Here is a 24,992-nt window from a genome sequence, read left to right as displayed (position 1 = left end):
TTAGACCTCGCTGGCGGGGCGTTGACCGATGAGAAGCGTGTAGCGGCCGATCGACCGCTCGCTGACCGACAGGCCGCTGTCGCGCGCGACGCCGGCGATCCACGGCGTCGGATGCAGCTCGCCGTGATTCGTGTTCACCATCATGTGCAGCGAGAAATCGGCGGACAGCGCCGGCGCGACACGGTTGTCGTCCATCGTCATCGTGAGGATCAGGAGTGCGCCGCCCGGCTTCACGAGGCCGGCCGCATGGCCGATTACCGCGCGCGCTTCCGGATCGTCGAAGTAGTGCAGGCAGTCGTTCAACATCACCACGTCCGCCGCGCCGCCCTCGAAGTTGCGTGCGTCGAGCAGGTTCTTCTCGAAGAACTCGACGCGGCCGGCGAGGCCGTGCGCGTTGATCGTTTTCTGCGCGGCGTCGCGGGTCGTCGGCAGATCCCAGATCTGGCCCGTCAGCTCAGGGTGGCGGCGCAGCACTTGCGCGAGATACGTGCCGTGGCCGCCCGCGAGGTCGATCACGGTGCGCGCATGGGCGAACACGCCGAGACCGCTCACGACGTCGACCATCGGCTGGCTCAGGCGCACCATCGCGTCGTTGAACGCGTCGCGCGCGCGGGTGTCGTGCGCGAAGCGGCTCTCCTGCTGGAAGCCGAGCGGTTTTTCGCTGCGCAGGATTTCGCCAAGGCGGGGCCAGTTGTCCCATTGCAGATGCTGGTGCTCGACGATCGGGCCGATGTAGTCGGCGCTCGTGCTCGTCAGGTAGCGCGCGGTCAGCTCGGTGTTGCGGAACGCGTCGCCGTCCTTGCTCAAGAGGCCGAGCGCGACGAGCGCGTGCAGCAGGATCGCGACCTTGCTCTCGACCATGCCGAAGCTCGCGGCGACTTCGGCCGGCGTGCGGCTCGTTTGCGTCAAATCGAACAGCTTTTCGGCGACGGCGTAATGCAGGATCGCCGATTGCCGGTATTGGTCGGACAGCTTCACCAAGTCGACGACCGAAGTCAGTGCCGCCTTGTCTTCGGTCGACTCGTAGATGGTCTCGACTGCAGATGCGCTCATTGAGGTCCTCGTTCGATGTGGTCCTGGGAAAAACCGGTGCGCGGCGACGGGCGCCGCGCGGCTATTGACGTACTGTCTGCTCGGGTTGCCTCGCGACGGCGCAGCAGGATGCGTTGGCCGCAGCCGATCGCGCGATGGTGGAACGGCCGCAGGCCCCAGCGGTGCGCGACGTCGTCGATCGACGCGACGAGCCGCGGCGCCGGCACGGGCACGCCGCAGCGCGACGGATGCACGTACAGCAGCAGCTCGTCGGCGAGATCGTCTTCGAACAACGCGTCGCATAGCGCGAGATCGGCGTCGATGAACAGCTCGTTGACGCCTCGCGCCGCAAGGCGTACGAGTGCGTCGGGCAAGCGGAGGTCGGCGTCGGCATCGGAGGATGATGCGGATGCGGCCGCCGCATCGGCATGCGCGGCTGCGTAACCGGCGGCGACGCCCGCGTCTTCCCGATGCAGCGCGAGCGTCGGCACGCTTTCCGTCGCCGCGGGCGACGCGTCGAGCGCTGCGAAGTCGCGCGAGCGGACGACGTAGCGCGACGCGGCGCCCTTGCGCGCCGCTGGGAAGGGCGCGCCGTGCGGCGCGAGCACGACGGAACTGCGCGCCCGCCAGTGCCGGACATCGTCGCGCGACTCGGATTCCGTCGCGCCGAGCACCGTCCGGTCGATCGCATCGAGCGGCCCGTCGATCGACAGGATCAGCTTCGCGCGCGTCCACGGGCGGCCGCGCTCGATCCGGCTGAAGAAGCCGATGTTCAGCTCGCGCGCCTCGGCTTCCATCAACCCCTGTTCGACGACGACGCCCGCGTCGGCGAGTCGCGCGGCGCCGCGCCCCGCGACCTGCTCGAACGGATCGCGCGCCGCGATCACGACGCGCGCGACGCCCGCCGCGGCGAGCGCGTTCGCGCACGGCGGCGTCCTGCCGTAATGCGCGCACGGCTCGAGCGTCACGTATGCGGTCGCGCCGCGCGCGCGTTCGCCGGCTTCGCGCAGCGCGTGCACTTCCGCGTGCGGTTCGCCCGCGCGCCGGTGCCAGCCGGCGCCGAGCACCTGTTCGCCGTGTGCGATCACGCAGCCGACGCGCGGATTCGGGCGCGTCGTGTAAAGGCCCTGTTCGGCGAGCCGCAGCGCATGGGCCATGTGCAGGCGGTCGATATCGGAAAACGTATTCATCGTCTGCCGTCCGCCCGGTGCGCGGCGCGTGCCGAATGCCCGGGGCGGCCGCGCGCCGGAGAAGCCGATGTGCGGCGCGCGCGCCGAATGGCGGTCCGTTTCGCGTTCATCGCGCCTCCACGAGCCGGAAGCCCATCGCGTAGATGTCGCGCTGATAGCGGCCGTGACGGCGCGCGCAGCGTGCGAGATCGCCGAAGCGCGTGAAGCTGCCGCCGCGCGCGATCCGGTAGCTGCCTTGCGTGAGTGCGAGGTCGTCGTCGATCGCCGCACCGCCCGGATACGGGTGATAGTCGTCCGCGACGTATTCCTCGACGTTGCCGGCGAGGTCGTCGATCCCGAACACGCTGCGGCCGAGCGGGAAGATGCCGACGGGCGTCGTCGACAGCGGCCCGGCTTCGACCGTGTTCGCCGCTCGCGGATCGAACGCGTCGCCCCACGGATACTCGACGCCCGTGCCGCCCGACGCCGCGTATTCCCACTCGGCCTCGCTCGGCAGCCGGAAGCGCCGGCCGGTCGCTTCGCTCAGCCAGTCCGCGTAGGCGTCGGCCGCCTCGGCGGGCACCGACCAGACCGGATGATTCGCGCGCTCGACCGGATAGACGCCGAACGCCCACGACGTCGGCAGCCACGGCGCGCCCGTCTCTTCGAGAAAGCGCCGGTATTCGAGGTTCGTGACCGGGTAGCGCATCATCCGGTACGCGGCGAGCTCGGTCGTGTAGCGTGGGCATTCCTTCGCGATCCACTCCTCGATCACACCGACGCGCTCCCATTCGGCGATCACCTGCGGCACTTGCTCCGGCTCGGTGCCGAGCCGCGCCTGCGCGGCGGGCACGTCGCACATCTCCGGATCGAGCGGACGGATGCGTGGGTCGCCGGCAAAACCGAGCAGCGCGCCCGCCGCGTAGCGCCGCTCGAACGGTGCGCCCGGATCCTGCGCGATCGCGACCCACTGCGCCGGCGCGAGGCGCAGCAGGTCGAGATGCGTCGAGAAGACCGTCGCGGGCGTGCGCGCGACGAACAGATCTTCCGGCAGCGCCATCGCCGCGCGGTCGCTGAGATAGTTCGGGTTGTCGGCCAGCTTGAGTGTCATGGGCATGAACTCGCGTCAGTCGGGACGGGATTTTCGGACCGTCAGCACCAGATAGTGCAACCCGGCCTTCGGCCGCGGCACCCGGTGGCTGCTGACGGGCGTGAAATGCGCGGCGCCCAGCAGTTCGACGAGCTCGGGCTCGGTGAACTCGCGATAGAGGCGCTGTGCGTGGTTCGCGTACAGCCGCCCCGCGCCGTCGGCCTCGAACACCGAGATCGTGAAGAGACCCTCGGGCCGCAGCAACGCATGGATGCGCGCGAGATACGCGGCGTACGCGTCCGGATGCTGGTGGTGCAGGCAACCGTTGTCGAGCGCGCCGTCGAACAGGGCTTCACCCTGGAGCTCGGACACGGGACACGCCACGAAGCGCACGCGCTCGCCCCAGCGCTGCGAGAGCTGCGCCCACTCCGGCGGCTCGACGAGGTCGACCGCCGTCACCCGGTGACCGTGCTCGAGAAAGTACGCAGTGTCGCGGCCGCGGCCCGCGCCCGCGTCGAGGACGTCGGCCGGGCTGCCGAGATGCTCGTGCAGGATCGCGCTCGCCGGGCGCATCGCCGCCTCGTCGGTCCAGACGTCGCGGCCGTCGTGGTAGCTCGACACGAAATCCGAGCGCAGCACCGCCGCGTACTCGTGCGGCGCAGCGAGCGGTCCGTCGACGGGGGCGATCGTGCGCTGCGCGTCGATGTAGTGCGGTTCGGCGGCGCTCATACGCGCTCCAGCGGAATGCGGTAGACGTCGCCGTCGTACGAGCTCGCGAGGAACGCATGCGCGGCGGGGTCGTAGCAGAGCGACGACACGCCTGCGGTCGTCACGCGCACGTCGAGCGCCCAGCGCGCGTCGGTGCGGTCGTAGACGGCGACGCGGCCGTTGTAGCTGCCCGTCGCGACGTAGCGGCCGTCGGCGCTCGCCGCGACGCACTTGATCGAGTGCGTGTGCGGCGTCGCGATCACGTCCGCGTGATGGTCGGGCGACCAGATCCGCAGCTTCAGATCGCGGCTCACCGATGCGAAGAAACCGTTGTCGAGGCCCGCGCAGCCGTTCGCGATCTTGTCGTGCGCGCGCTTGAGCGTGAACACCGGCTCGAGCGTCGACGCGCGATACCATGTGGCCGACGCGTCGGCCGCGACCGAGAAGATCAGGTCGCCCGAGATTGCGATGCCCTTGACCGCGTTCGCGTGCAGCGGCAGGTCGGCGACGTGGGTCGCCTTCGCGCCGTCGATCCGCAGCACGATGCCTTCGCCCGTGTACGCGCCGATCACCGCATGCGCGACGCCGTCGCGCGCGAACGACACGCCGCAGTTGAGCGGCGAGCGGTGCTGGTGAAGCTCGCGGCCGCTGCGCGCGTCGAACACCTTGCCGAGCTGGCCGCCCGTCAGGATCAGGTCGCCCGCGGGCGTCAGGAAGTTGCACAGGCTGCCCGTGCGCGCATGCTCGCGCTGGTCGACGCGCGCGATGCCCGCGTCGCCGATCGTCCACAGATGGCCGTCCACGGCGAGCGCCGCGTTCACGCCGTGCGTCGGCGGCAGCTCGGCCGCATCCCAGCGCTCGGCCTTCCAGTTGTAGCGGCGATAGCTCGAATGGAACGTCGAGAACACGATGTGCTCATCGCCTTCGAACGAGCACGAACGCGGCCACACTTCGGGCGGCAGCGCCGCGCCGCCGAGCGCCTCCGGCTGTCCGGACGCGCCGATCTTCCACAGCCGCATCGTGCGGTCGTACGACAGCGACACGAGCAGGCCGCGATCGCCGTCGAGCACGAGGCGCTTCACGCCCGCGTCGTGCGCCGGCAGCGTCGCGCGCTCGCCGTCGCCGATCACGATGATCTCGCCTTCGTCGTTGCCCGCGAAAATGCGGCCGTCGGCGGCGATCGCGATCGTGTCGGTCTCGATGCCGTCGAGATCGATGTCGGCGACGAGGCCGTCGTGGCCGAGCGACCAGCGCTTGATCGTGCCGTCGTCGCTCGACGACACGATCTCGTCGGTGCCGCGCATCCATTCGACCGAGATCACGTCGGCGGTGTGGCCGCTGAACGTGTTCAGCAGCTTGCCGCTGAAGTCGTAGACCCGCACGCGGTGATCGCGCGACGCGGTCGCGACGAGCGGCTTGTCCGGATGGAACGCGCTCATTTCGACGTCGTCTTCCTGGTCGGCGAACACGGCGACGAGCCGCAGGTCGGGCACGGTCCAGAGGCGGGCGCTGTAATCGGACGACGACGTGACGACGTACGCGCCGTCGGGCGAAAACGCCCCCTGGTTCGCGAGGTGGTCGTGCATCGCGCGGGCGAGCGGCCGTTGGGTTTTCGCGTCCCACAGGATGACCTGGTTGTCGTAACCCGCCGTCAGGACGTATTTGTCGCGATGCGCGGCAATCCCGCTGATCGGTGCGCGGTGAGTGATCATTGAAGTTCCTGGCTGAGGTTGATGGCGTGACGGTGGTGATCGATCTTCGCGCGCAGGTAGCCGTGATTCGTGCTGTTGACGAACACGCCGGTCTGCAGCACGCGCTTGATCCGGATGCCGTACTTCTCGATCTGCGAAATCTTGTCCGGGTTATTGGTGACGAGCGAGATGTCGACGACGCCGAGCGCCTGCAGCATCTGCGCGGCGACGCGGAAATCGCGCAAGTCGTCGGGGAAGTTCAGCGCGCGGTTCGCGGCGAACGTGTCGAGGCCCTGCGAGATCTGCAGGCGGTACGCGTCGAGTTTGTTGTACAGTCCGATGCCGCGGCCCTCCTGGCGCAGATAGAGCAGGATGCCGCCTTCGCGGCCGAACATCGCGACCGACTCGTCGAGCTGCTCGCCGCAATCGCAGCGCGCGGAGCCGAACACGTCGCCCGTCAGGCACTCGGAATGCACGCGCACGAGCGGTGCGTCGGCGAGCGGCCCGAAGACGAGCGCGAGATGCTCCGCGTTGTCGCAAAGGCCCTGGAACGTCACCATCTCGGGCTCGAACTTCTGCTGAGCGGTGCGCGGGCGAATGGGCACGTTCACGCGCGTACGGACGGACGCGCTCAGCGTTGGGGGGATTCGACCATCATTCATGCTGTGCCTCAAGGTTATTCAACATTGAGATACGCATCGCGAAGAACACGGAAGCGTTGCTGCTTGTTGTTATGTCGAAGGGGTGAATCGACTTCCGGTTTGTTGCTGTCTCTCGGGTTCTAGGCGAGCTCTTGATTGGCTGCTGCGTTCGATTGTGCAAAAGCATCGCCGATTGTGCATCCGTACCGATTACGGTATCGCCGATCATTGATCGATCCGTGTCTTCGTCATCCGATTGGTTGCGTGCTCAACCAATCGTAATTGCACCCGCACTCGCACTCGCACCCGCACCCGCACTCGCACCCGCACCCGCACCCGCACCCGCACCCGCACCCGCGGCCGCCGCCTTGCCGTAGTCGGCCGGCGCGTCGGCCGGACGCGGCGTCTCGCCCGCGCGCTCGATCCAGCCGCCGCCGAGCGAACGATACAGGTCGACGAGATTCGACCAGCGCGCGAGCCGCGCGCTGATCAGCTGCTGCTGCGCCGAGTACAGATCGGTCTGCGCGGTCAGCACCGACAGGTAGCTGTCGACGCCGTTCTTGTAGCGCAGATCCGACAGATCGTAGCGGCGCTGCTGCGCGTGCTCGTTGCGCTCGAGCGCCGCGATCTGCTGATCGTACGTGCCGCGCGCGGCGAGCCCGTCCGACACTTCGCGGAACGCGCTCTGGATCGCCTTCTCGTAGTTCGCGATCTCGATGCGCTTCTGCACGTGCGCGAGATCGAGATTCGCGATGTTCTGCCCGCCCTCGAAGATCGGCAGCGCGATGCTCGGCGCGAACGACCACGCCGCCGTGCCGGCCTTGAAGAGACCGCCCAACGTCGGGCTCGCGGTGCCGAACGCGCCCGTCAGCGAGATCTTCGGGAAGAACGCCGCGCGCGCCGCGCCAATGTTCGCGTTCGCCGCGCGCAGCGTCTCTTCCGCCTGCATGATGTCCGGCCGGCGCGTCAGCAGATCGGACGGCAGCCCGGCCGGAATGTCGGTCAGCAGGTTCTGCGCGTTGAGCGGCAAGCCGGCCGGCAGATCGTCGGGCAACGGCTCGCCAACCAGCAGCACGAGCGCGTTGACCGCCTGCGCGCGCGCCCGCGCCTGCGCCTGCTGGTTCGCGAGCGCCGTCTCGACGACCGTCTGCGCCTGCCGCAGATCGAGCTCCGAGCCAGTGCCGTTGTCGAACTGCAGCTTCGTCAGGTCGTACGACGCGCGCGCCGACTTCAGCGTGTTCTCCGTGACCTGCAGCAGGTCGTCGGTCGACAGCAGCGTCAGGTACTGGTCGGCGACGCTCGCGACGAGCGCGATCTCCGCCGCCTTGCGGGCCTGCGCGGTCGCGAAGTACTGCGCGAGCGCCTGGTCCTTCAGGCTCTGCACGCGGCCGAACAGGTCGAGCTCCCATGACGCGGACACGCCGACGTTGTACGCCCGCGTGATGAGCGGCGCGCCGGTGGTGGACACGCCGGCCGGATAGCGCTGGATCGCACCCGTGCCCGTGCCGTCGAGCGTCGGGAAGAGGCCCGCGCGCGTGATCTGATACTGCGCGCGCGAAGCCTCGACGTTCAGCACCGACACGCGCAGGTCGCGGTTGTTCTTCAGCGCGATCTCGATCAAGCGCTGCAGGCGCGGATCGACGAAGAACTCGCGCCAGCCGATGTCGACGGCCGCCTGGCCGTTCGCGCTGCGCGCGCCGGACGCGGCGCCCGGCTGCGTGGCGTAGACGCCGTCGGTCGGGAACGCGCCCGACACGGGCGCGGCCGGACGCTCGTAGCGCGGCGCGAGCGTGCAGCCCGTCGCGAACACGGCGAGCGCGATTGCGGTCGAACGGATCGCCGAGCGTGTGGCCGAAGCCGCTGCGTCGCGTGTGCGGCGGTGGCGGCGGCGCGAGGCCGTCGCCGTTTCGTGAGAGAAGCGATGCATCGTGTCGTTCATGGTTATCGGGTTGCCGCGAGGAGTTGCGCGCGCTCGCTGCGCATGGCCGCGCCGTGGTCCTTCGCGACGAACGTGTAGACGGTCGGCAGCACGAACAGCGTGAAGAGCGTGCCGACCAGCATGCCGGTCGACACCGTGATGCCGATCGCGAAGCGGCTCGCCGCGCCGGCGCCCGCCGCGAACACGAGCGGCACGAGGCCCGCGACCATCGCGGCCGTCGTCATCAGGATCGGCCGCAGCCGCACGGCCGCCGCACGCTCGATCGCCGCGCGGCGATCGAGCCCTTCGTGGCGCTGCAGGTCGTTCGCGAAGCTGACCATCAGGATCCCGTGCTTCGAGATCAGGCCGATCAGCGTGACGAGCCCGATCTGCGTATAGATGTTCAGCGTCGCGAAGCCGAGGTAGAGCGGAGCGAGCGCACCGCAGATCGACAGCGGCACCGACACGAGGATCACGAGCGGATCGCGCAGGCTTTCGAACTGCGCGGCGAGCACGAGGAAGATCACGATCAGCGCGAAGCCGAACGTGACGGCGAGCCGGTTGCCTTCCTGCACGTATTGCCGCGATTCGCCGAGCCAGTCGATCGAGAAGCCGGCCGGCAGCTTCTGCGCCTCGAGGAACGCGACCGCCTCGCCCATCGTCACGCCGGGCGCGGGCACGGCGGAGAACGTCGCCGAGTTCATCTGGTTGAACTGACTGAGCGCGTTCGCCTGGCTGCCGTTCGTCACGCGGATCACCGTCGACAGCGGAATCATCTGGCCGGAGCCCGTTTTCACGTAGTAGCGGCTCAGCATCTCCGACGACAGCCGCTCGCCGCGCGACACCTGCGGAATCACGTCGTACGAGCGTCCCTTGAAGTTGAAGCGGTTCACGTAGTTCTCGCCGACGAGGACGGCAAGCGTGTCGGCGATGTCCTTCATCGTCACGCCGAGCGTGTTCGCCTGATTGCGGTCGATCGTCACGCCGACCGCGCGGCTGTCGAACGTCAGGTCGCTGTCGACGACGGCGAAAAGGCCGGTCTTCGCCGCCGCCGCCTTGATCCGGTCCATCTGCGCGTAGAGGTCCGCGAAGCCCGACGGCGAGCGCAGCACCATCTGGATCGGCAGGCCGCCGCTCGACGCGGGCAGCGCCGGCAGCTGGAACGCGAACACACGGTCGCCCTGGATCTGGTCGCCGCGCGCCTGGATCAGCGCCTGCAGCGTCGACGCGCTGCGCTCGCGCTTTTCCCAGTCGACGAGGTTCACGCCGGCGAAGCCGAGATTGCTGCCGCCGTAGCTGTTCAGGATGAAGCTCGTGTCCGCTTCGGGCAGCGTGCGGAACACGTGCTCGATGTCGGGCGCGTAGCGCTCCATGTAGTCGAGGTTCGCGTACTGCGGCGCCTTCACCGCGACCATGATCGAGCCCTGGTCTTCCTGCGGCGCGAGCTCGCGCTTCACGCCGGAGAAGAGCAGCACGATGCCCGCCAGCACGCCGACGCCGATCAGCAGGATCGCCGGCCGCGCGGCGAGGCTCGCTTGCAGGCCGCGTCGGTAGACTTGCGTCGCGCGCTCGAGCGTGTGCTCGATCGCCTTCGCGACGCGGCCTTCCGACATCTTGCTCGTCAAGAGCAGCGAGCCGAGCATCGGCGACAGCGTGAGCGCGACGATCCCCGACACGAGCACCGCGCCCGCGAGCGTGAACGCGAACTCCTTGAAGAGCGACCCGGTCAGGCCGCCCATCAGCCCGATCGGCGCGTACACGGAGATCAGCGTCGCCATCATCACGAGCACGGGCGACGCGATCTCGCGTGCGCCGATCAGCGCGGCGCGCACGGGCGGCTCGCCTTCCTCGATGTGCCGATGGATGTTCTCGACGACGACGATCGCATCGTCGACGACGAGCCCGATCGCGAGTACCATCGCGAGCAGCGTCAGCAGGTTCAGCGAGAAGCCCGCCGCGAGCATCAGCGCGGCGGAGCCGACGAGCGACAGCGGGATCGTCAGCACCGGGATGATCACCGCGCGGAACGAGCCGAGGAACAGGAAGATCACGACGACGACGATCGCGATCGCCTCGGTGAGCGTCGAGCGAACCTCGGCGATCGACGCGTTGACGAAGCGCGCGCCGTCGAACATGTTCGCGATCTGGATGCTCGCCGGCTTGTTGCGCTCCATCGCGGGCAGCACCGCGTCGACGCCGCGCACGATCTCGAGCGGATTGCCGGCAGGCGTCGCGTTGACCGCGATGTACACCGCGCGGCGGCCGTTCATCAGCGCACTCGAATTGTAGTTCTCGCCGCCGATCTCGACCGTCGCGACGTCCTTCAGCCGCACGAGCCCGCCGCCGTTCGGATCGTGCTTCACGACCATCTCGTTGAACGCGCCGACGTCGGTCAGATCGGTGTTCGCCGAGATGTCGGCGATCGTGAGCGATCCCTTGACCTGGCCCGGCGCCGCCTGCACGTTGTTCGCGCGGATCGCCGCGGCCACGTCGCCCGCGGACAGCCCGTGCGCGGCGAGCCGCGTCGCGTCGAGCCAGACCCGCATCGCGAGGTTCTGGCCGCCGAGGATCTCGGCCGATGCGACGCCCGGCACCGTCGTCACGAGCGGCTGCGCGACGCGTACGACGTAGTCGGTGATCTGCGGGATCGACAGCGTGTCGCTCGCAAAGCCGAGGTACATCACCGCGGTCGGCGCGTCGGTCAGCTTCGTGATCACCGAGTCGTACGCGTCGGCGGGCAGCTTGTACTTCACCTGCTGGACCTTCGCCATCACTTCGGTCATCGCGCGGTCCGCGTTCGCATTCAGGCGCAGCCGCGCCTTCACGACACTCTTGCCCTGCGTGGTCGTCGACGTGATGTACTCGATCCCGTCAGCGGTCGCGATAGATTGCGCGATCGGCGTCGTCACGAAGCCCTGCATCAGGTCCTGCGACGCGCCGGGGTAGTCGGTCTCGACGCTGATCGTCGCGCTCTCGAGCGCCGGATATTGCCGCACCGGCAGCGACATCAGCGCGCGCAGGCCGACGAGCAGGATCAGCAGGCTGAGCACGAGCGACAGCACCGGACGACGGACGAAGATGTCGGTGAAGCGCGCGCGCGTCGCGCCGGATTCGTGCGGGGCGCCGGCGTTCATTGCTCCGCTCCCGACGCTGCGCCGTCTTCGAGCGCGACCTTCACCTTGTCGCCCGCCGCGAGGCGCACCTGGCCGGACGTGACGACGACGTCGCCCGCCCGCAGGCCGTCGGCGATCGCGATGCGGCCGTCGGCGCGCCGGCCGGTGCGAACGGGCTGCAGCCGCACGACGCCGAGGCCGTCGCGGCCCGGCTTGCCGACGACGAGCACGGATTCGCCGCGCTGCGACGTCTGCACCGCGGTATCGGGCACCGTCAGCGCGCGCTCGCGCGGCGGCAGCTCGAGCCGCGCCTGGATATACATGCCCGGGCGCAGCAGATGATCGGGGTTCGCGAGCGTCGCCTGCACGGCGACGTTGCGCGTCTCGGAGCCGACCTGCGGCTCGATCGCGGTCACGCGGCCGGCGAGCGCCCGGTCCGGATACGCGTCCGTCGCGATCGACACGTTCTGGCCGAGGCGCAACTGGCTCAGGTTCTTCTGCGGGACCGTGAAGTTCGCGTACAGCGAATCGAGATCGGTCAGCGTCGCGATCGCATCGCCCGCGTTCAGATACTGGCCGAGGTTCACGCGGCGCAGGCCGAGCACGCCGTCGAACGGCGCGCGCACTGCCTTTTGCGTGATCACCGCCTGCGTCTCGCGGATGTCGGCTGCGGCCGCGTCGGAGTCGAAGCGGTGCTGGTCGAAGATGTTGCGCGGCTCGGCGCCCGTTTGCGCGAGCGCCTGAGAGCGGTCGAGCTGGCGCTTCGCGAATGCGGCCTTCGCCCGGATCGACGCAAGCTTTGCGCGCTCCGGCTCGTCGAAGAGCTGGACGATCAACTGGCCCTTGCGGACCGTCGCGCCGGCCTCGAAATGCAGCGTGACGACGCGGCCGGCTACTTCGGGCGCGAGCGTCACTTGACGGACCGCGTCGAGCGAGCCGACCGCGTCGAGCGTCACGCGCTCGGGCGCGGCGCGCACGGAGACGGCGGAGACCGTCAGCGGAGGTGGGGGGGCGGGGGGATGATCGGCGGCCTGCACGCGGCTTTCCCGCCACAGAACAAGCCCACCGAAAATGAACGCCAACAGCGCCAATGCAAGCAATAGCCGACGGCCCATGGAAATCTCTCAGTCATTTTGTAAGAATCGCGACATGATTTGTCTGATGACAGAATAAGTCAAGGATATCCTTGGTTTATTTGGGTGATTTGCCTGATCGGCCCGCGCGACCGTTGCATTGCGCAAGCTACGCGTTTGATAATGCGGTGATGGACGATATCTTTTCGAAGCAGGAAATTCCGGTTTCCGAGCGCGTGCTGAACGTGCTGAAGCGGCGTGGCCCGTTGCAGGCGGCCGAGCTCGGCACGTATCTCGGCACGACCGCCGAGGCCGCGCGGCAGCAGTTGAAGAAGCTCGAGGCGGACGGGCTCGTCGAGGCGGAGAACGTGCCGCAGGGCGTCGGGCGGCCCGCGCGGGTCTGGCGGCTCACGACGCTCGGCCACGGCCATTTCCCGGACGCGCACGCGGACGTGACGGTCGACTTGATCCGGATCATCCGCACGACGCTCGGCCAGCCGACGCTCGATCTCCTGATCTCCGCGCGCGAGACGGAGATGCGCCGCACGTACGCGCAGACGCTCGCCGGCGTGACGGACCCGGAGACGCGGATCGCGCGGCTCGCGGAGCTTCGCGACAGGGAAGGCTATTTCGCCGAATGGTCGCGCGCGCCCGACGGCGACGGCTGGCTCTTCATCGAGAATCACTGTCCGATCTGCGCGGCCGCGACCGCGTGCCAGGGGTTCTGCCGGTCGGAGCTCGAGATCTTTCGCGAGATGCTCGGCGATGCGCTGTCGATCGAGCGCATCGAGCACATTCCGGTCGGCGCGCGGCGCTGCGCGTATCGGATTCGGTCGTGCGCCGGCGGTGCGCGGCAGGACGGGGCGGCCGCGCCTTCGCGCGACGAATGACCGAGCGCGTCGCGGCTCGTCGAGCGCGCCCGCGGTCGCCGCTCACTCGATCCGAAAGCGAATGCCTGACGCCATTGCGCCGCAACAAGCGGCGCGCACGCGGACGACGCTGCTCGATGGGCAGCCGCATAGCGCACGCGGTGCGCCCGGAACGCCGGGCGCGCCGCCCGCCCGCCGCCCGGCTTGAGCGGTCGCGTTTAAGCGAGGGGCGCGACCGGCGCGCCGAACGAAAAAAGACGAAGCGGCAGGACTTCTCGCGAACCGGCAACGCGCCGGCCGGCGACGCGCTCGTGCGCGCCTAGCGCGTCGCCGCGCGCAGGAACTGCCCCGAGCGCCGCGTTTCGCCGTAGCCGTCGGCGAACGCGCCGTTGCGATACACGATCTGTCCGTTGACGAGCGTCGCCGCGATCGCCGCGCCGCTGCGGTTCACGAGCCGGCGCAGCCCGCCGAACGCGGCCATGTCTTCCTCGTGATACGCGTCGACCGACGCGTCGAGATGCTCGGGGGCGACGATCGCGATATCCGCGCGATCGCCGGCGCGCAGCGTGCCGGCGTCGATTCCGAAGTACGCGGCGAGCTCGCCCGTCACGCGATGCACCGCCTGCTGCATCGACATGAACGGCCGCCCGGCGCGCTCGGCCTCGCGCACGCGGCGCAGGAAGCGCACCGGCGCGTTGTAGAACGCCATGTTGCGCAGATGCGCGCCCGAATCGGCGAAGCCGATCTGCAACGCGGGATTTGTCGCGATCCGGTCGAGCACGTCCGCGCGGTGATTCGCGATCGTCATGCACCAGCGCACTTTCTGGCCGTAGGCGACGACGAGATCGAGGAGCGCATCGGCCGGGTGGATCCCGCGCTCGTCCGCGACCCGGCCGAACGACTTGCCGACGACCGATTCGTCCGGACAGCCGACGATCCGCGTGTCGTACAGATCGCGCGTCCAGAGCCGCAAGTCGAGTCCCTTGGCGACCTGCTTGCGGAACTGGCGCCGGTAGCCTTCGTTTTGCAGCAGCTTGTTGCGCTCGAGCGCGTCGTTCAGATGCAGCGCCGCGCGGCCCGCGCCGAATTCCTCGAAGATCACGAAATCGATGCCGTCCGCGTAGACCTCGAACGGCACCGGCAGATGCTGCCAGACGAGCGCGCCGCGAAAGAGCGCGTTCGCGAGCCGCACGCCGCCGAGCAGCACGTCGATGGTGCCGCGCGGCGCCGCCTTGCTGTCGGCCGCGACGAGGAGCGACGTGCGCAGCGGCTTGCGCACGAAGTAGCCGCAGCTCTCGGCCATGAAGAGCAGACCGTTCAGCGGATTCGTCGTGTTCGGCGCGCTTTGCAGCACGCGGCCGCGGCGGCGCAGCAAGCGGTTCAGGCGACGGTACTCGCGCCACGTCGCGAACGTCGACGGCAGCGACTTCGACCGGTATCGCTCGCCGTCGAGCTTGTCCCACGGCGTCGTCATCGACGACAGTCCGACAAAGCCCGCGTCGAGCGCGTCGTCGAGCAGCCGCTCCATCCGTTGCAGATCCGCTTCGTCCGGGCGCACGCGGTCGTCGACCGCGCGCCCGAGTCCGAGCACGTACGTGCGCAGATCCGAATGGCCGAGGAACGCGGCGACGTTCGGGCCGAGCGGCAGCGATTCGAGATGGCGGACGTACGAGGCCGCCGTGTCCCACGTCTTCACGCGCGACAGCACCGCGAGCATCTGCTCGCGCGGCAGCGCCTCGACGCGGCTGAAGAGATCGGTGCAGTCGAGCGCGTCCGCGTGGACCGTCGACAGCGAGCACGAGCCGAGAAAGACGCTCGTCACGCCGTGCCGCACCGATTCGGGCAGCCCCGGCGATACGAGGATCTCGGCGTCGTAATGCGTGTGGATGTCGACGAAGCCGGGCATCACCCATTTGCCGGCCGCGTCGATCACGTTCGCGCCGTCGGCCGCGAGCGGCGCGTCCGACACCGTTTCGACGCGGCCGTCGCGAATGCCGAGGTCGCGCGCGCGGGGCTCGGCGCCCGTGCCGTCGAACCACAGGCCGTTCTGGATGATCGTGTCGTAACGCGCCATCTGTGTCTCCGTTTTGTGTTCTGGCGGGCCGGGCGCATGCGCTGCGCTGCGTCGCGGCTCGGCGCGCGTTCCGGACCGGTGTCGCGGGCGACGTGGGCCGCCCGCCGGTTCGCCGGACGGTCGGCATCAATTGCGGCGGCCGTCGCGCGCCACTAGAACGTTACATTGACTGATGTCGTGATGAATTGCAATCGAGTGATGCTTCGAGTCGGCGCGGCCGAAGCACAGGTGCCGAAACCGGCCGGCGACGAAAGGTGCTGGTGCGGGCGGCTGCAAGGCGGACACGGCGCTCGGATGTTGCGGCGCGCCATCCTGTCGTCCTTTGCCGTCCACGTCGTCGTGTTCAGTGAAGGCGCGGTTGGCATTCGCATGGCTTTGCGGGGCGTGATGTCGTGTGGCGACGCGGCATGCACGGCGAACGTTCGCCCATGCCGCAACGCGCATGCCGCCGCTGATGCGAGGCAGGTCACGCCGCCATTCCGCCATTCGCCCGATCGACGCAAACACACAGAGCCGCTTCTGCCGCGACGCCGGACGACGGGCGGTGCGTTCGCCGCCCGTACTGACGCCGGCGCGGCCGTTGACCCGCATCAAAGAACGCCGCGACCGCGAACGTAGAGTAGTCGCATCGTTCCGCCGCCGCTTCTCACGATGTCGCACAACCGCCGCCTTCGCCTCACGCTGGCCGTCGCGCTTGCCGCCGCCGTCGCGGCGCTCGGCTATGCGGCGCTGCGTTGGCCCGCGCTGTTCGGCCCGAGCGAGCCGCCGCCGCGGATCGTCGTGTCGGGCAACATCGAGGCGCACGAAAGCGTGCTGAGCTTCACACAGGTCCAGGCGCCGATCGTCTATCTGCCGTTCGACGAAGGCGCACGCGTCGCGCGCGGGACCGTGCTCGCGCGCGTTGACGATCGCCTGTACCGGCGCCAGACCGATATCGACCGCGCGAACGTCGACGTGCAGACCGCGCAGGTCGAAGCGAATCGCAGCAACGTCGCGGCGCTCGAGCACGGCGTCGTCAGCGACCGCTTCGATCTGGCCGAAAAGCAGCGCGATTTCGCGCGCGCCGACACGCTCGCTCGGCAATCAGCGGTGTCGCAGCAATCGCGCGATCTCGCGCAGACAGCCGAGCGCCAGTCCGCCGCGGCGCTCTCGCGCGACCAGGCGCTCCTCGCCGCTGCGCGCAACGACGTCACGCTCGCCGCCGCGAACGTGACGGCCGCACAGGCGAAGCGCAAGCTCGACGAGACGACGCTGTCGTACACGGAACTCGCCGCGCCGTTCGACGGCGTGATCTCGGTGCGGCACGCGGAGCTCGGTCAGCTCGCGGGGCCGGGCGTCGCGATCTTCACCATCGCCGAGCTCGATCACGTGTGGCTGCGCGCGTACGTGAACGAGCCCGACGTCGGGCGCATCCGGATCGGCGAGCCGGTCGACGTGCGCACCGACGCGTATCCGTCCGCCGTCTACCGCGGCCGGATCAGCTTCGTGTCGCCGCAGGCCGAGTTCACGCCGAAAACGGTCGAGACGCACGAGGAGCGGATCACGCAGGTCTACCGGATCCGCATCGACATCGACAACCCGACGCACGAGCTGTTGCCCGGCATGCCCGCCGACGCGACGATCGCTGCGATCGCGAGCGGCCGATGAGCGCGCCCGATGCCGCCGGAGCCTCGTTCGCGCCGACCGTGCGCGTCGAGCATGTCGCGCGCCGCTTCGGCGCGGTTGACGCGGTGCGCGACGTGAGCTTCGCGGTCGCGCGCGGCGAGATCTTCGGGCTCGTCGGTCCGGACGGCGCGGGCAAGACGACGCTGATGCGGATGCTCGCGGGCGTGCTGCGTCCGGACGCGGGCCGCATCGAGCTCGACGGCATCGACGTGATCGCCGACCCCGAGCGCGCGAAGATCGCGCTCAGCTACATGCCGCAGCGCTTCGGGCTGTACGAGGACCTGACCGTCGACGAGAACGTGTTCTTCTACGGCGAGCTGTTCGAGGTGCCGCGCGTGCGCTATCGCGCCGATCTCGCCGAGCTGCTCGCCGCGGCGGGCCTCGAGCCGTTCAGGCGGCGGCTCGCCGGCCAGCTGTCGGGCGGGATGAAGCAGAAGCTCGGGCTTGTCTGCGCGCTGATCCACCGGCCGAACGTGCTGCTGCTCGACGAGCCGACGACGGGCGTCGATCCGGTGTCGCGGCGCGACTTCTGGGCGATCCTGTACCGGCTGCGCGAGGAGGGCGTGACGATCGTGATGTCGACTGCGTACATGGACGAGGCGGAGCGCTGCTCGCGGCTCGCGCTGCTGCATGCGGGCGTCGTGCGGCAGTGCGATACGCCGGAGCGGCTGAAGCAGTCGATGCGGGGCGCGCTCGTCGCGGTGGGCGGCGGCGATCCGCGTGCGATCCGCGACGCGCTCGCCGATGCGCCGGGCGTGCTCGGCACGCTGCTGATGGGCGATCGCGTGCACGTGCGGGTCGACGACGCGCAGCGACGTTCGCCCGAGCTCGCTGCGCGGCTCGCGGCGCGCGGGATCGCGCATGCGCCAATTGCCGCGATCGAGCCCGGCATCGAGGACGCGTTCGTCGCGCTCGTCGGAGACGCGGGATGACGCGCGCGACGAAACCGCCCGCAGCGGGCTCGCCGAGCGCCGACGCCGCCGCGAACGCGAACGCAAGCGTGCATGCGAACGCGGCCGTGCGTGACGGCGTCGTCGTCGCGCGCGGCCTGACGAAGCGCTTCGGCGCGTTCACGGCGGTCGACGCGCTCGACCTGTCGATCGCGCGCGGCGAAGTGGTCGGCTTCATCGGCCCGAACGGCGCGGGCAAATCGACGACGATCCGGCTGCTGTGCGGACTCTTCGCGCCGAGCGCGGGCAGCGCGACGGTCGCGGGCTTCGACGTGCGCGCCGAGCCCGAATCGGTGCGCGCGCACATCGGCTACATGTCGCAGAAATTCTCGCTGTACGGCGATCTGACGTGCCGCGAAAACCTGCGTTTCTTCGCCGGCATCTACCGGGTGCCGCGCGACGCGCTCGACGAGCGGATCCGTTTCGCGATCGAGATGGCGGGCCTCGAAGGGCGCGAGGACGCGCTCGTGCGCACGCTCGCGGGCGGCTGGCGGCAGCGGCTCGCGCTCGGCTGCGCGATCCTGCATCGGCCGCCCGTGCTGTTTCTCGACGAGCCGACGTCCGGCGTCGAGCCGCAGGCGCGGCGGCGCTTCTGGGATCTGATCCACCGGCTCGCGGCCGACGGCGTGACAGTGCTCGTGTCGACGCACTACATGGACGAGGCCGAGTACTGCAACCGGATCGCGCTGATCGACGCGGGCCGGCTGATCGCGATCGGCAGCCCGGGCGAACTGCGCGAGCGCGAGCTGGGCGGCGCGCTGTTCGAGCTCGCGTGCGCGCCGCTCGGCGAGGCAGTCGCCGTGCTGCGCGGCACGCGCGGCGTGCTCGACGCGTCGATCTTCGGCGACCGGCTGCACGTACTCGTCGCCGGCGGCGCGCAGGCGGGCGCGCTGCGCGACGCGCTCGCCGCCGCGCGCATCGAAGCGGGCGAGCCGCAGCCGATCCGCCCGAGTCTCGAGGACGTGTTCGTGCAGCTCGTCGCGCGCGTCGAGCGGCGCAAGCGGAGCGCGGCATGAGCGTGAGGCGCCTGATCGCGATCGCGTACAAGGAGACGCTGCAGATCTGGCGCGATCCGCGCAGCCTCGCGATCGCGCTCCTGATGCCGCTCATGCAGATGGCGCTGCTCGGCTATGGCGTGAGCCTCGACATTCGCCACGTGCCGCTTTGCGTGCACGACGAAGAGCGCAGCCAGCAAAGCCGCGAGCTGATCGACCGCTTCGTGTCGTCCGGCTGGTTCGCGGGCGTGCGGACGCTCGGCAGCGAGGCCGCGCTGCGCGCGGCCGTCGACCGGCGCACGTGCGTCGCGGCCGTCGTCGTGCCGGTCGACTTCTCGCGCACCGTCGCGACGCGCGGCGCGGCATCGGTGCAGACGATCTTCGATGCGACCGACACCAACACGACGAACATCGCGATCGGCTACGCGCGCGGCATCGTCGCGCAGTTCGGCGCGGACCTGAACGCGCGCTGGCAGGCGGCGCACGGCGAGCTCGCGCAGACGGTCGGGACCGTCGATCCGGAGCCGCGCGTGTGGTTCAACGAGGGGCTCGACAGCCGCAATTTCGTGATTCCAGGCGTCGTCGCGGTGATCCTCGCGCTCGTCGGCGCGCAGCTCACGTCGCTGACCGTCGCGCGCGAGTGGGAGCGCGGCACGATGGAGCAGCTGATCTCGACGCCCATCGCGCCGATCGAGCTGATGCTCGGCAAGGTGATCCCGTATTTCGCGATCGGCTTCGTCGACGCGGCGTTCTGCCTGCTGACGACCGTCTACTGGTTCGGCGTGCCGTTTCGCGGCAGCGTGCCGACGCTGATCGCGACGACCGCGCTCTTCACGCTCGTCGTGCTCGGGATCGGCTACCTGATGTCGGTGCGCATCCGCAGCCAGCTCGGCGCGAGCCAGGTCGCGCTGCTGTTGACGATGCTGCCGACGACGATGCTGTCCGGCTACGCGTTCGCGATCGAGCAGATGCCGGTGCCGATCCAGGCGGTGACGCTCGTCGTCTACGCGCGCTACTACGTGACGATCCTGCGCTCGGTGTTCCTGAAGGGCGGGCCGTTTTCGAACGTCGCGGCGCCGTTCGCGGCGCTCGCGCTGTACGCGCTCGTGATCGGCTGGCTCAGCGTGCGGGCGTTCCGCAAGCATCTCGATTGACGCGCCGCGTCCGACGGAGCCGCCATGTTCGACCGCGTGCAATCGATGCTGATCAAGGAGTTCCTGCAGTTGAAGCGCGACCGCTGGGCGCTGTTTCGCCTCGTCGTGCCGCTGCTGCTGCAGGTGATCATCTACGGCTATGCGGCGACATTTACCGTCAACCACGTCGCGACCGCGCTGCTCGATCTCGACCGCAGCCAGGCGAGCCGCGATCTCGTGTCGCATTTCGTCGCGACGGGTCGCTTCGACATCGTCGACGACGCGGCGAGCGACGACGCGATCCGCCGCGACATCGACGGCGGCCGCGCGGAGTTCGCGATCGTGATCCATGCGGGCTTCGCGCAGTCTCTCGGCAGCGGGCAGACCGCGCCGCTGCAGTTGATCGTCGACGGCACGAACTCGAACACCGCGCTGATCGCGCTCGGCTACGCGAGCCAGATCGTCGCGCAGTTCCAGACCGATTGGACGGCGCGCGCGTGGCCGTCGAACGCGGGCGCGGCGCCCCCCGCGCTCAGCGTGTCGCTGCGCGAGCGGCCGTGGTTCAATCCGGGCCTCGACGACCGCTGGTTCTTCATTCCGGGCGTCGTCGGCACGCTGACGCTGATCCAGGTCGTGAGCCTCACGGCGTTCGCGGTCGTGCGCGAGCGCGAGGTCGGCACGCTCGAGCAGATCATGGTGAGTCCGATCCGGCCCGTCGAGTTCATTCTCGGCAAGACGGTGCCGTTCTTCCTGATCGGGCTCGGCGACGTCGCGCTCGTCGCGGCGCTCGGGATCGGCTGGTTCCATGTGCCGTTCGTCGGAAGCTGGCTCGTGATGCTGGCGGGCGTCACGCTGTTCCTGCTCGCGACGCTCGGGCTCGGGCTGCTGCTGTCGACGTTCTCGCGCACGCAGCAGCAGGCGTTCGCGCTCAACTTCTTTCTCGTGAACCCGATCTTCATCCTGTCCGGCTTCGCGTTTCCGATCGCCGCGATGCCGCGCGTGCTGCAGTGGCTGACCTATCTGAATCCGCTGCGTTACTTCCTCGTCGTGATGCGCGGCGCATTCCTGAGCGGCGCGGGACTCGCGGTGCTGTGGCCGCAGCTCGCCGCGATGGCGTTCCTCGGCGCCGCGATGCTGGCGCTGAGCGTGCTGCGTTTCCGGAAGTCGCTCGACTAGCGCGGCGGCGCGTGTCGCGGACCGTTGACGCACGTCAAGCGGCCGGCCGGACCGCGCGCTACGTTGTCCGTATCCCGTTTTGCGTTTCGGTGGATGCGATGAACCTCTCGTCGATATGGCGCGCGATGCTTGCGTCCGGCGTCGCGCTCGCATGCGTGGCGGCTGCGGCGGGGGCGCTCGCGCAAGACCACGGCGGCCGCGCGGGCGGTTTCCACGGGCAGCCTCGATTCCAGGGGCATTCGGGTTTTCACGGGCATCCGTCGTTCCGCGGCCATCCTGATTTCCACGGCCGCGACTTTGGCCGCTTCGCGCCGCGCGAGAGCGTCCGATGGCGCGGCGGACGCTGGTCGCACGGCTGGCACAGCGGGCGCTACGCGTGGTGGTGGGTCGTCGACGGCGTCTGGTACATCTATCCGGAGCCCGTCTATCCGTATCCGACGTACGTTCCGCCCGCGGTGATCGTGCAGGTGCCGCCGCCCGTGCCGAGCGGTCTGCCGCCCGCGTCGGCGTGGTACTACTGCGACGATCCGCAGGGCTATTTCCCGTACGTCGCATCGTGCGACGTGCCGTGGCGGGCGATTCCGGTGCAGCCGTGAGCGCCTGGCGCGCCGCGACGACCGGGATTTGCGCGGCGCCGCACGACTGACCAACCGGCTGCGTAATGGGAAGTGGAAAGACAATTTGCGCGCGCGACGCCAGGAACCGAGCGGACCGCACGTGTGCCTTACGCATTGACCACGAATACGTACCAATCGATGCGCGCGAAGCGGCACGATTTCACCGACCGTTGATCGGCGTCAATCGCGGGCACGGGCGATCGCCGATGCTCGCTGAGATACATCGCGCGCCTGCGCGCATGCCGCGCGCCGCTATTCCGACGATTCCGACGATTTCGACGACGCCCGCGCATGCCGCCGCCGACCGCCCGGCGCCGCGCGCGAAACGTCCGACATATCGACAAGGAAAGACGATGATCTACGGATCGAACGAACTCTATGCGGCGATGAAGCTGCACCGCGATCACGAGCCGCGCGCGCATGCGATGGACAGCTACGGCGCGCCGGCGCGCCTGAAGAGCGGGATGGGCTGCAGCGAATGCGGCGCGCTGTACGACGACGGCCGCTGGACCTGGCATGCGGCGGCGGGCGCGCTCGCGCAGATCGCGTGCCCCGCGTGCCGGCGGATCCGCGAGCACGCGCCGGCGGGCGAACTCGTGCTCGAAGGCGGCTATTTCGCACGCCATCGCGACGACATCGTCGCGCTGCTGCGCCATCGGGCGGGCGACGAGCGCAACGATCGTCCGCTCGAACGCATCCTGTCGATCGACGCGCTGCCGGCGCGCGCGGTCGTCCGCACGGCGGGCTCGCATCTCGTTCACCGGCTGAGCGAGGCGCTCGTGCACGCGCATCGCGGCGACCTCGCAATCGACTATCGTGAAGGTGAGGACGTGCTGCGCGCGCATTGGATGCGCGACGCCACGTAGCGCGTCCGCCGTTCCCGATCCCCCGTATCGCCCACCGCACGCCGAGGAATCCCGATGAAGAGCGAAACCGGATACTTGGGCTTCGTCGTCGTGCTGGTGTTCATGGTGCTGCTCGCGCTGCAGCTCGCGACGCTGTCCGCGCCCGCGACACCGATCGCGTACAGCGACTTCCGCAAGCTCGTGGCGGCCGCGCAGGTCGACGATCTCGAAATCAGCCCGACGCGGATCACCGGTGTGCTGCGCAGCAGCGCGGCGGCGGCCGCGCTGCCGGCGTCGGACGCCGAGGCGGTCAAGCGCGCGGGCGCGCCGTGGCGCTTCACGACGAAGCGCGTGACCGACGACCACCTGATCGACACGCTCGCCGCGACGGGCGCCCGCTACCGCGGCGCCGAGGACGACACGTGGATCGGCACGCTCGCGTCGTGGGTCGTGCCGATCGCGATATTCGCGATCGTCTGGAACCTGATGCTGCGCCGCCCGCGCGGCGGCTTGCAGGACTGGTCGGGCGTCGGCAAGAGCAAGCCGCGCGTCTACATGGAAGCGAAGACCGGCATCGATTTCGACGACATCGCCGGCATCGACGAAGCGAAGGCCGAACTCCAGCAGATCGTCTCGTTCCTGCGCGCGCCCGCGCGCTACCAGCGGCTCGGCGGCAAGATTCCGAAGGGCGTGCTGGTCGTCGGCGCGCCCGGCACCGGCAAGACGCTGCTCGCGAAGGCGGTGGCGGGCGAGGCGGGCGTGCCGTTCTTCTCGACGAGCGGCTCGTCGTTCGTCGAGATGTTCGTCGGCGTCGGCGCGGCGCGCGTGCGCGACCTGTTCGAGCAGGCGCAGCAGAAGGCGCCGTGCATCATCTTCATCGACGAGCTCGACGCGATCGGCAAGGTCCGCGGCGCGGGCCTCACGTCGGGCAACGACGAGCGCGAGCAGACGCTCAACCAGCTGCTCGTCGAGATGGACGGCTTCCAGGCGAATTCGGGCGTCATCATCATGGCGGCCACCAATCGTCCGGAGATTCTCGATCCCGCGCTGCTGCGCCCGGGCCGCTTCGACCGGCACATCGCGATCGACCGGCCGGACGTGACCGGACGGCGGCAGATCCTGTCGGTCCACGTGAAGCAGGTGAAGCTCGCGCCGGACGTCGATCTCGGCGAGCTCGCGTCGCGCACGCCGGGCTTCGTCGGCGCGGATCTCGCGAACATCGTCAACGAGGCGGCGCTGCACGCGGCCGAGCATGACAAGCCGGCGATCGACATGTCGGACTTCGACGAGGCGATCGACCGCGCGATGACCGGCATGGAGCGCAAGAGCCGCGTGATGAGCGAGCAGGAGAAGATCACGATCGCGCATCACGAGGCAGGGCACGCGCTGATCGCGCAGACCCGCGCGCACAGCGATCCGGTGAAGAAGGTGTCGATCATCCCGCGCGGAATCGCGGCGCTCGGCTACACGCAGCAGGTGCCGACCGAGGACCGCTACGTGCTCAGGAAGAGCGAGCTGCTCGACCGGCTCGACGTGCTGCTCGGCGGGCGCGTCGCCGAGGAGATCGTGTTCGGCGACGTGTCGACGGGCGCGGAGAACGACCTCGAGCGCGCGACCGAGATGGCGCGGCACATGGTCGCTCGCTACGGGATGAGCGAGCGGATCGGCCTCGCGACGTTCGGCGACGCCGACAGCCGCGGGCTATTGCCCGTCGTCTGGCAGCCGGGAGGCGAGCGCTGCAGCGAGAGCACCGCGACGCGGATCGACGACGAGATTCAGCGGCTCCTCGCCGAAGCGCACGATCGCGTGTCGCGAACGCTGAAGGAGCGGCGCGACGCGCTCGAACGGATCGCGCAGTATCTGCTGAAGCACGAGGTCGTCGATCATGAGATGCTCGTGAGACTGATGAACGACGAGCCGCTGCTGGAAGGCGAAACCGGCGAAACGGGAAAATCGGGCGAGCAAGGCGGGAGCGCGGCGAAGCGGGGCGAAGACGATCCCGATCCGCCGACGCTGCCGACAGGCGCCGACAAGGCCGATCATTCGGTGCCGCAGTGACGCAGCCGTATCGGCGGCGGGGCGCTCATCGCTTGCGTCGGGCGGCGCGAAACGGTTCGCGAGGCAACGGTTCGCGAAGCGAGGCGAGCGCCCGATCGGATCGGCGGATATCTGCGGCGGCGATGTCACACGGAAAGGGCGCGGCGCGAGCGTCGACGGCATGACGAAGCGCTCG

Annotated in this window: 20 protein-coding genes and 1 pseudogene; 9 read left to right on the top strand and 12 right to left on the bottom strand. The window is 69.4% G+C overall.

Annotated elements, in window-relative coordinates:
• From WS70_RS25215 to WS70_RS25170, 10 genes and pseudogenes are all read right to left on the bottom strand, one after another.
• Complete coding sequence (locus WS70_RS25215) at nt 1-1,053, bottom strand: methyltransferase (RefSeq protein WP_059598348.1); 1,053 nt, start codon at nt 1,051-1,053, stop codon at nt 1-3.
• The gene (ribD, locus tag WS70_RS25210; protein ID WP_226382862.1) at nt 1,050-2,222 is read right to left on the bottom strand and encodes a bifunctional diaminohydroxyphosphoribosylaminopyrimidine deaminase/5-amino-6-(5-phosphoribosylamino)uracil reductase RibD; all 1,173 of its coding nucleotides are present in this window, start codon (nt 2,220-2,222) and stop codon (nt 1,050-1,052) included. The genes WS70_RS25215 and ribD overlap by 4 nt, the downstream gene beginning before the upstream one ends.
• A gap of 106 nt (nt 2,223-2,328) precedes the next feature.
• Nucleotides 2,329-3,312, bottom strand: coding sequence for a formylglycine-generating enzyme family protein (locus WS70_RS25205; RefSeq protein WP_059473067.1), 984 nt, complete (start codon nt 3,310-3,312; stop codon nt 2,329-2,331).
• A gap of 15 nt (nt 3,313-3,327) precedes the next feature.
• Nucleotides 3,328-4,020: a 1,6-didemethyltoxoflavin N1-methyltransferase gene (locus tag WS70_RS25200; protein WP_059473068.1), complete on the bottom strand. Its 693-nt coding sequence runs from the start codon at nt 4,018-4,020 to the stop codon at nt 3,328-3,330.
• Nucleotides 4,017-5,711: a WD40 repeat domain-containing protein gene (locus WS70_RS25195; RefSeq protein WP_059473069.1), complete on the bottom strand. Its 1,695-nt coding sequence runs from the start codon at nt 5,709-5,711 to the stop codon at nt 4,017-4,019. Before WS70_RS25195 ends, WS70_RS25200 begins: the two co-directional genes overlap by 4 nt.
• A complete protein-coding gene (locus tag WS70_RS25190) occupies nt 5,708-6,352 on the bottom strand; it encodes a GTP cyclohydrolase II (protein ID WP_059473070.1) in 645 nt (214 codons plus the stop codon). Before WS70_RS25190 ends, WS70_RS25195 begins: the two co-directional genes overlap by 4 nt.
• 18 nt (nt 6,353-6,370) lie before the next feature.
• Nucleotides 6,371-6,572, bottom strand: a pseudogene (locus WS70_RS25185) (hypothetical protein); the annotation flags it as partial.
• A gap of 27 nt (nt 6,573-6,599) precedes the next feature.
• Complete coding sequence (locus WS70_RS25180; protein WP_226382861.1) at nt 6,600-8,270, bottom strand: efflux transporter outer membrane subunit; 1,671 nt, start codon at nt 8,268-8,270, stop codon at nt 6,600-6,602.
• A 2-nt stretch (nt 8,271-8,272) separates the two neighbouring features.
• A complete protein-coding gene (locus WS70_RS25175) occupies nt 8,273-11,383 on the bottom strand; it encodes an efflux RND transporter permease subunit (RefSeq protein WP_059598188.1) in 3,111 nt (1,036 codons plus the stop codon).
• Nucleotides 11,380-12,477, bottom strand: a complete 1,098-nt coding sequence (locus WS70_RS25170; protein WP_059598187.1) for an efflux RND transporter periplasmic adaptor subunit — start codon at nt 12,475-12,477, stop codon at nt 11,380-11,382. The genes WS70_RS25175 and WS70_RS25170 overlap by 4 nt, the downstream gene beginning before the upstream one ends.
• A 149-nt stretch (nt 12,478-12,626) precedes the next feature.
• Between WS70_RS25170 and WS70_RS25165 the strand changes: the two genes are divergently transcribed.
• Entirely contained in the window at nt 12,627-13,325 is a 699-nt protein-coding gene (locus tag WS70_RS25165; protein WP_059473352.1) for a helix-turn-helix transcriptional regulator, read from the top strand.
• Between the two features lie 298 nt (nt 13,326-13,623).
• Here the strand turns inward: WS70_RS25165 and WS70_RS25160 are convergent, their stop codons facing one another.
• Together WS70_RS25160 and WS70_RS31870 are read right to left on the bottom strand one after the other, a co-directional pair.
• Complete coding sequence (locus WS70_RS25160) at nt 13,624-15,378, bottom strand: N-acyl-D-amino-acid deacylase family protein (protein ID WP_059598186.1); 1,755 nt, start codon at nt 15,376-15,378, stop codon at nt 13,624-13,626.
• Nucleotides 15,379-15,504: 126 nt separating this feature from the next.
• On the bottom strand, nt 15,505-15,969 hold the full coding sequence (locus WS70_RS31870; RefSeq protein WP_159082962.1) for a hypothetical protein: 465 nt from the start codon (nt 15,967-15,969) through the stop codon (nt 15,505-15,507).
• Nucleotides 15,970-16,029: 60 nt separating this feature from the next.
• On the opposite strand from WS70_RS31870, the gene WS70_RS25155 reads away from it, so the two are divergent.
• From WS70_RS25155 to ftsH, 8 genes are all read left to right on the top strand, one after another.
• Nucleotides 16,030-17,025 carry an HlyD family secretion protein gene (locus tag WS70_RS25155; protein WP_059598185.1) on the top strand — a complete coding sequence of 332 codons (996 nt, stop codon included), beginning with the start codon at nt 16,030-16,032 and terminating at the stop codon, nt 17,023-17,025.
• Nucleotides 17,022-17,975: an ABC transporter ATP-binding protein gene (locus WS70_RS25150; RefSeq protein ID WP_059598184.1), complete on the top strand. Its 954-nt coding sequence runs from the start codon at nt 17,022-17,024 to the stop codon at nt 17,973-17,975. Before WS70_RS25155 ends, WS70_RS25150 begins: the two co-directional genes overlap by 4 nt.
• Nucleotides 17,972-19,009 carry an ABC transporter ATP-binding protein gene (locus WS70_RS25145; RefSeq protein ID WP_197419311.1) on the top strand — a complete coding sequence of 346 codons (1,038 nt, stop codon included), beginning with the start codon at nt 17,972-17,974 and terminating at the stop codon, nt 19,007-19,009. Before WS70_RS25150 ends, WS70_RS25145 begins: the two co-directional genes overlap by 4 nt.
• Nucleotides 19,006-20,142: an ABC transporter permease gene (locus WS70_RS25140; protein ID WP_059473348.1), complete on the top strand. Its 1,137-nt coding sequence runs from the start codon at nt 19,006-19,008 to the stop codon at nt 20,140-20,142. Before WS70_RS25145 ends, WS70_RS25140 begins: the two co-directional genes overlap by 4 nt.
• A 24-nt stretch (nt 20,143-20,166) precedes the next feature.
• Complete coding sequence (locus WS70_RS25135; protein WP_059473347.1) at nt 20,167-21,297, top strand: ABC transporter permease; 1,131 nt, start codon at nt 20,167-20,169, stop codon at nt 21,295-21,297.
• Between the two features lie 98 nt (nt 21,298-21,395).
• A complete protein-coding gene (locus WS70_RS25130; RefSeq protein ID WP_059598183.1) occupies nt 21,396-21,893 on the top strand; it encodes a hypothetical protein in 498 nt (165 codons plus the stop codon).
• Nucleotides 21,894-22,267: 374 nt separating this feature from the next.
• Nucleotides 22,268-22,780 carry a BCAM0308 family protein gene (locus tag WS70_RS25125; RefSeq protein WP_059472039.1) on the top strand — a complete coding sequence of 171 codons (513 nt, stop codon included), beginning with the start codon at nt 22,268-22,270 and terminating at the stop codon, nt 22,778-22,780.
• A 54-nt stretch (nt 22,781-22,834) separates the two neighbouring features.
• Nucleotides 22,835-24,817 carry an ATP-dependent zinc metalloprotease FtsH gene (gene ftsH, locus WS70_RS25120; RefSeq protein WP_059472003.1) on the top strand — a complete coding sequence of 661 codons (1,983 nt, stop codon included), beginning with the start codon at nt 22,835-22,837 and terminating at the stop codon, nt 24,815-24,817.
• The last annotated feature ends 175 nt before the right edge of the window (nt 24,818-24,992 follow it).

Source organism: Burkholderia mayonis, assembly GCF_001523745.2.
Taxonomy (GTDB): Bacteria; Pseudomonadota; Gammaproteobacteria; order Burkholderiales; family Burkholderiaceae; genus Burkholderia; species Burkholderia mayonis.
This window is presented reverse-complemented; position numbering and strand designations above follow the sequence as displayed.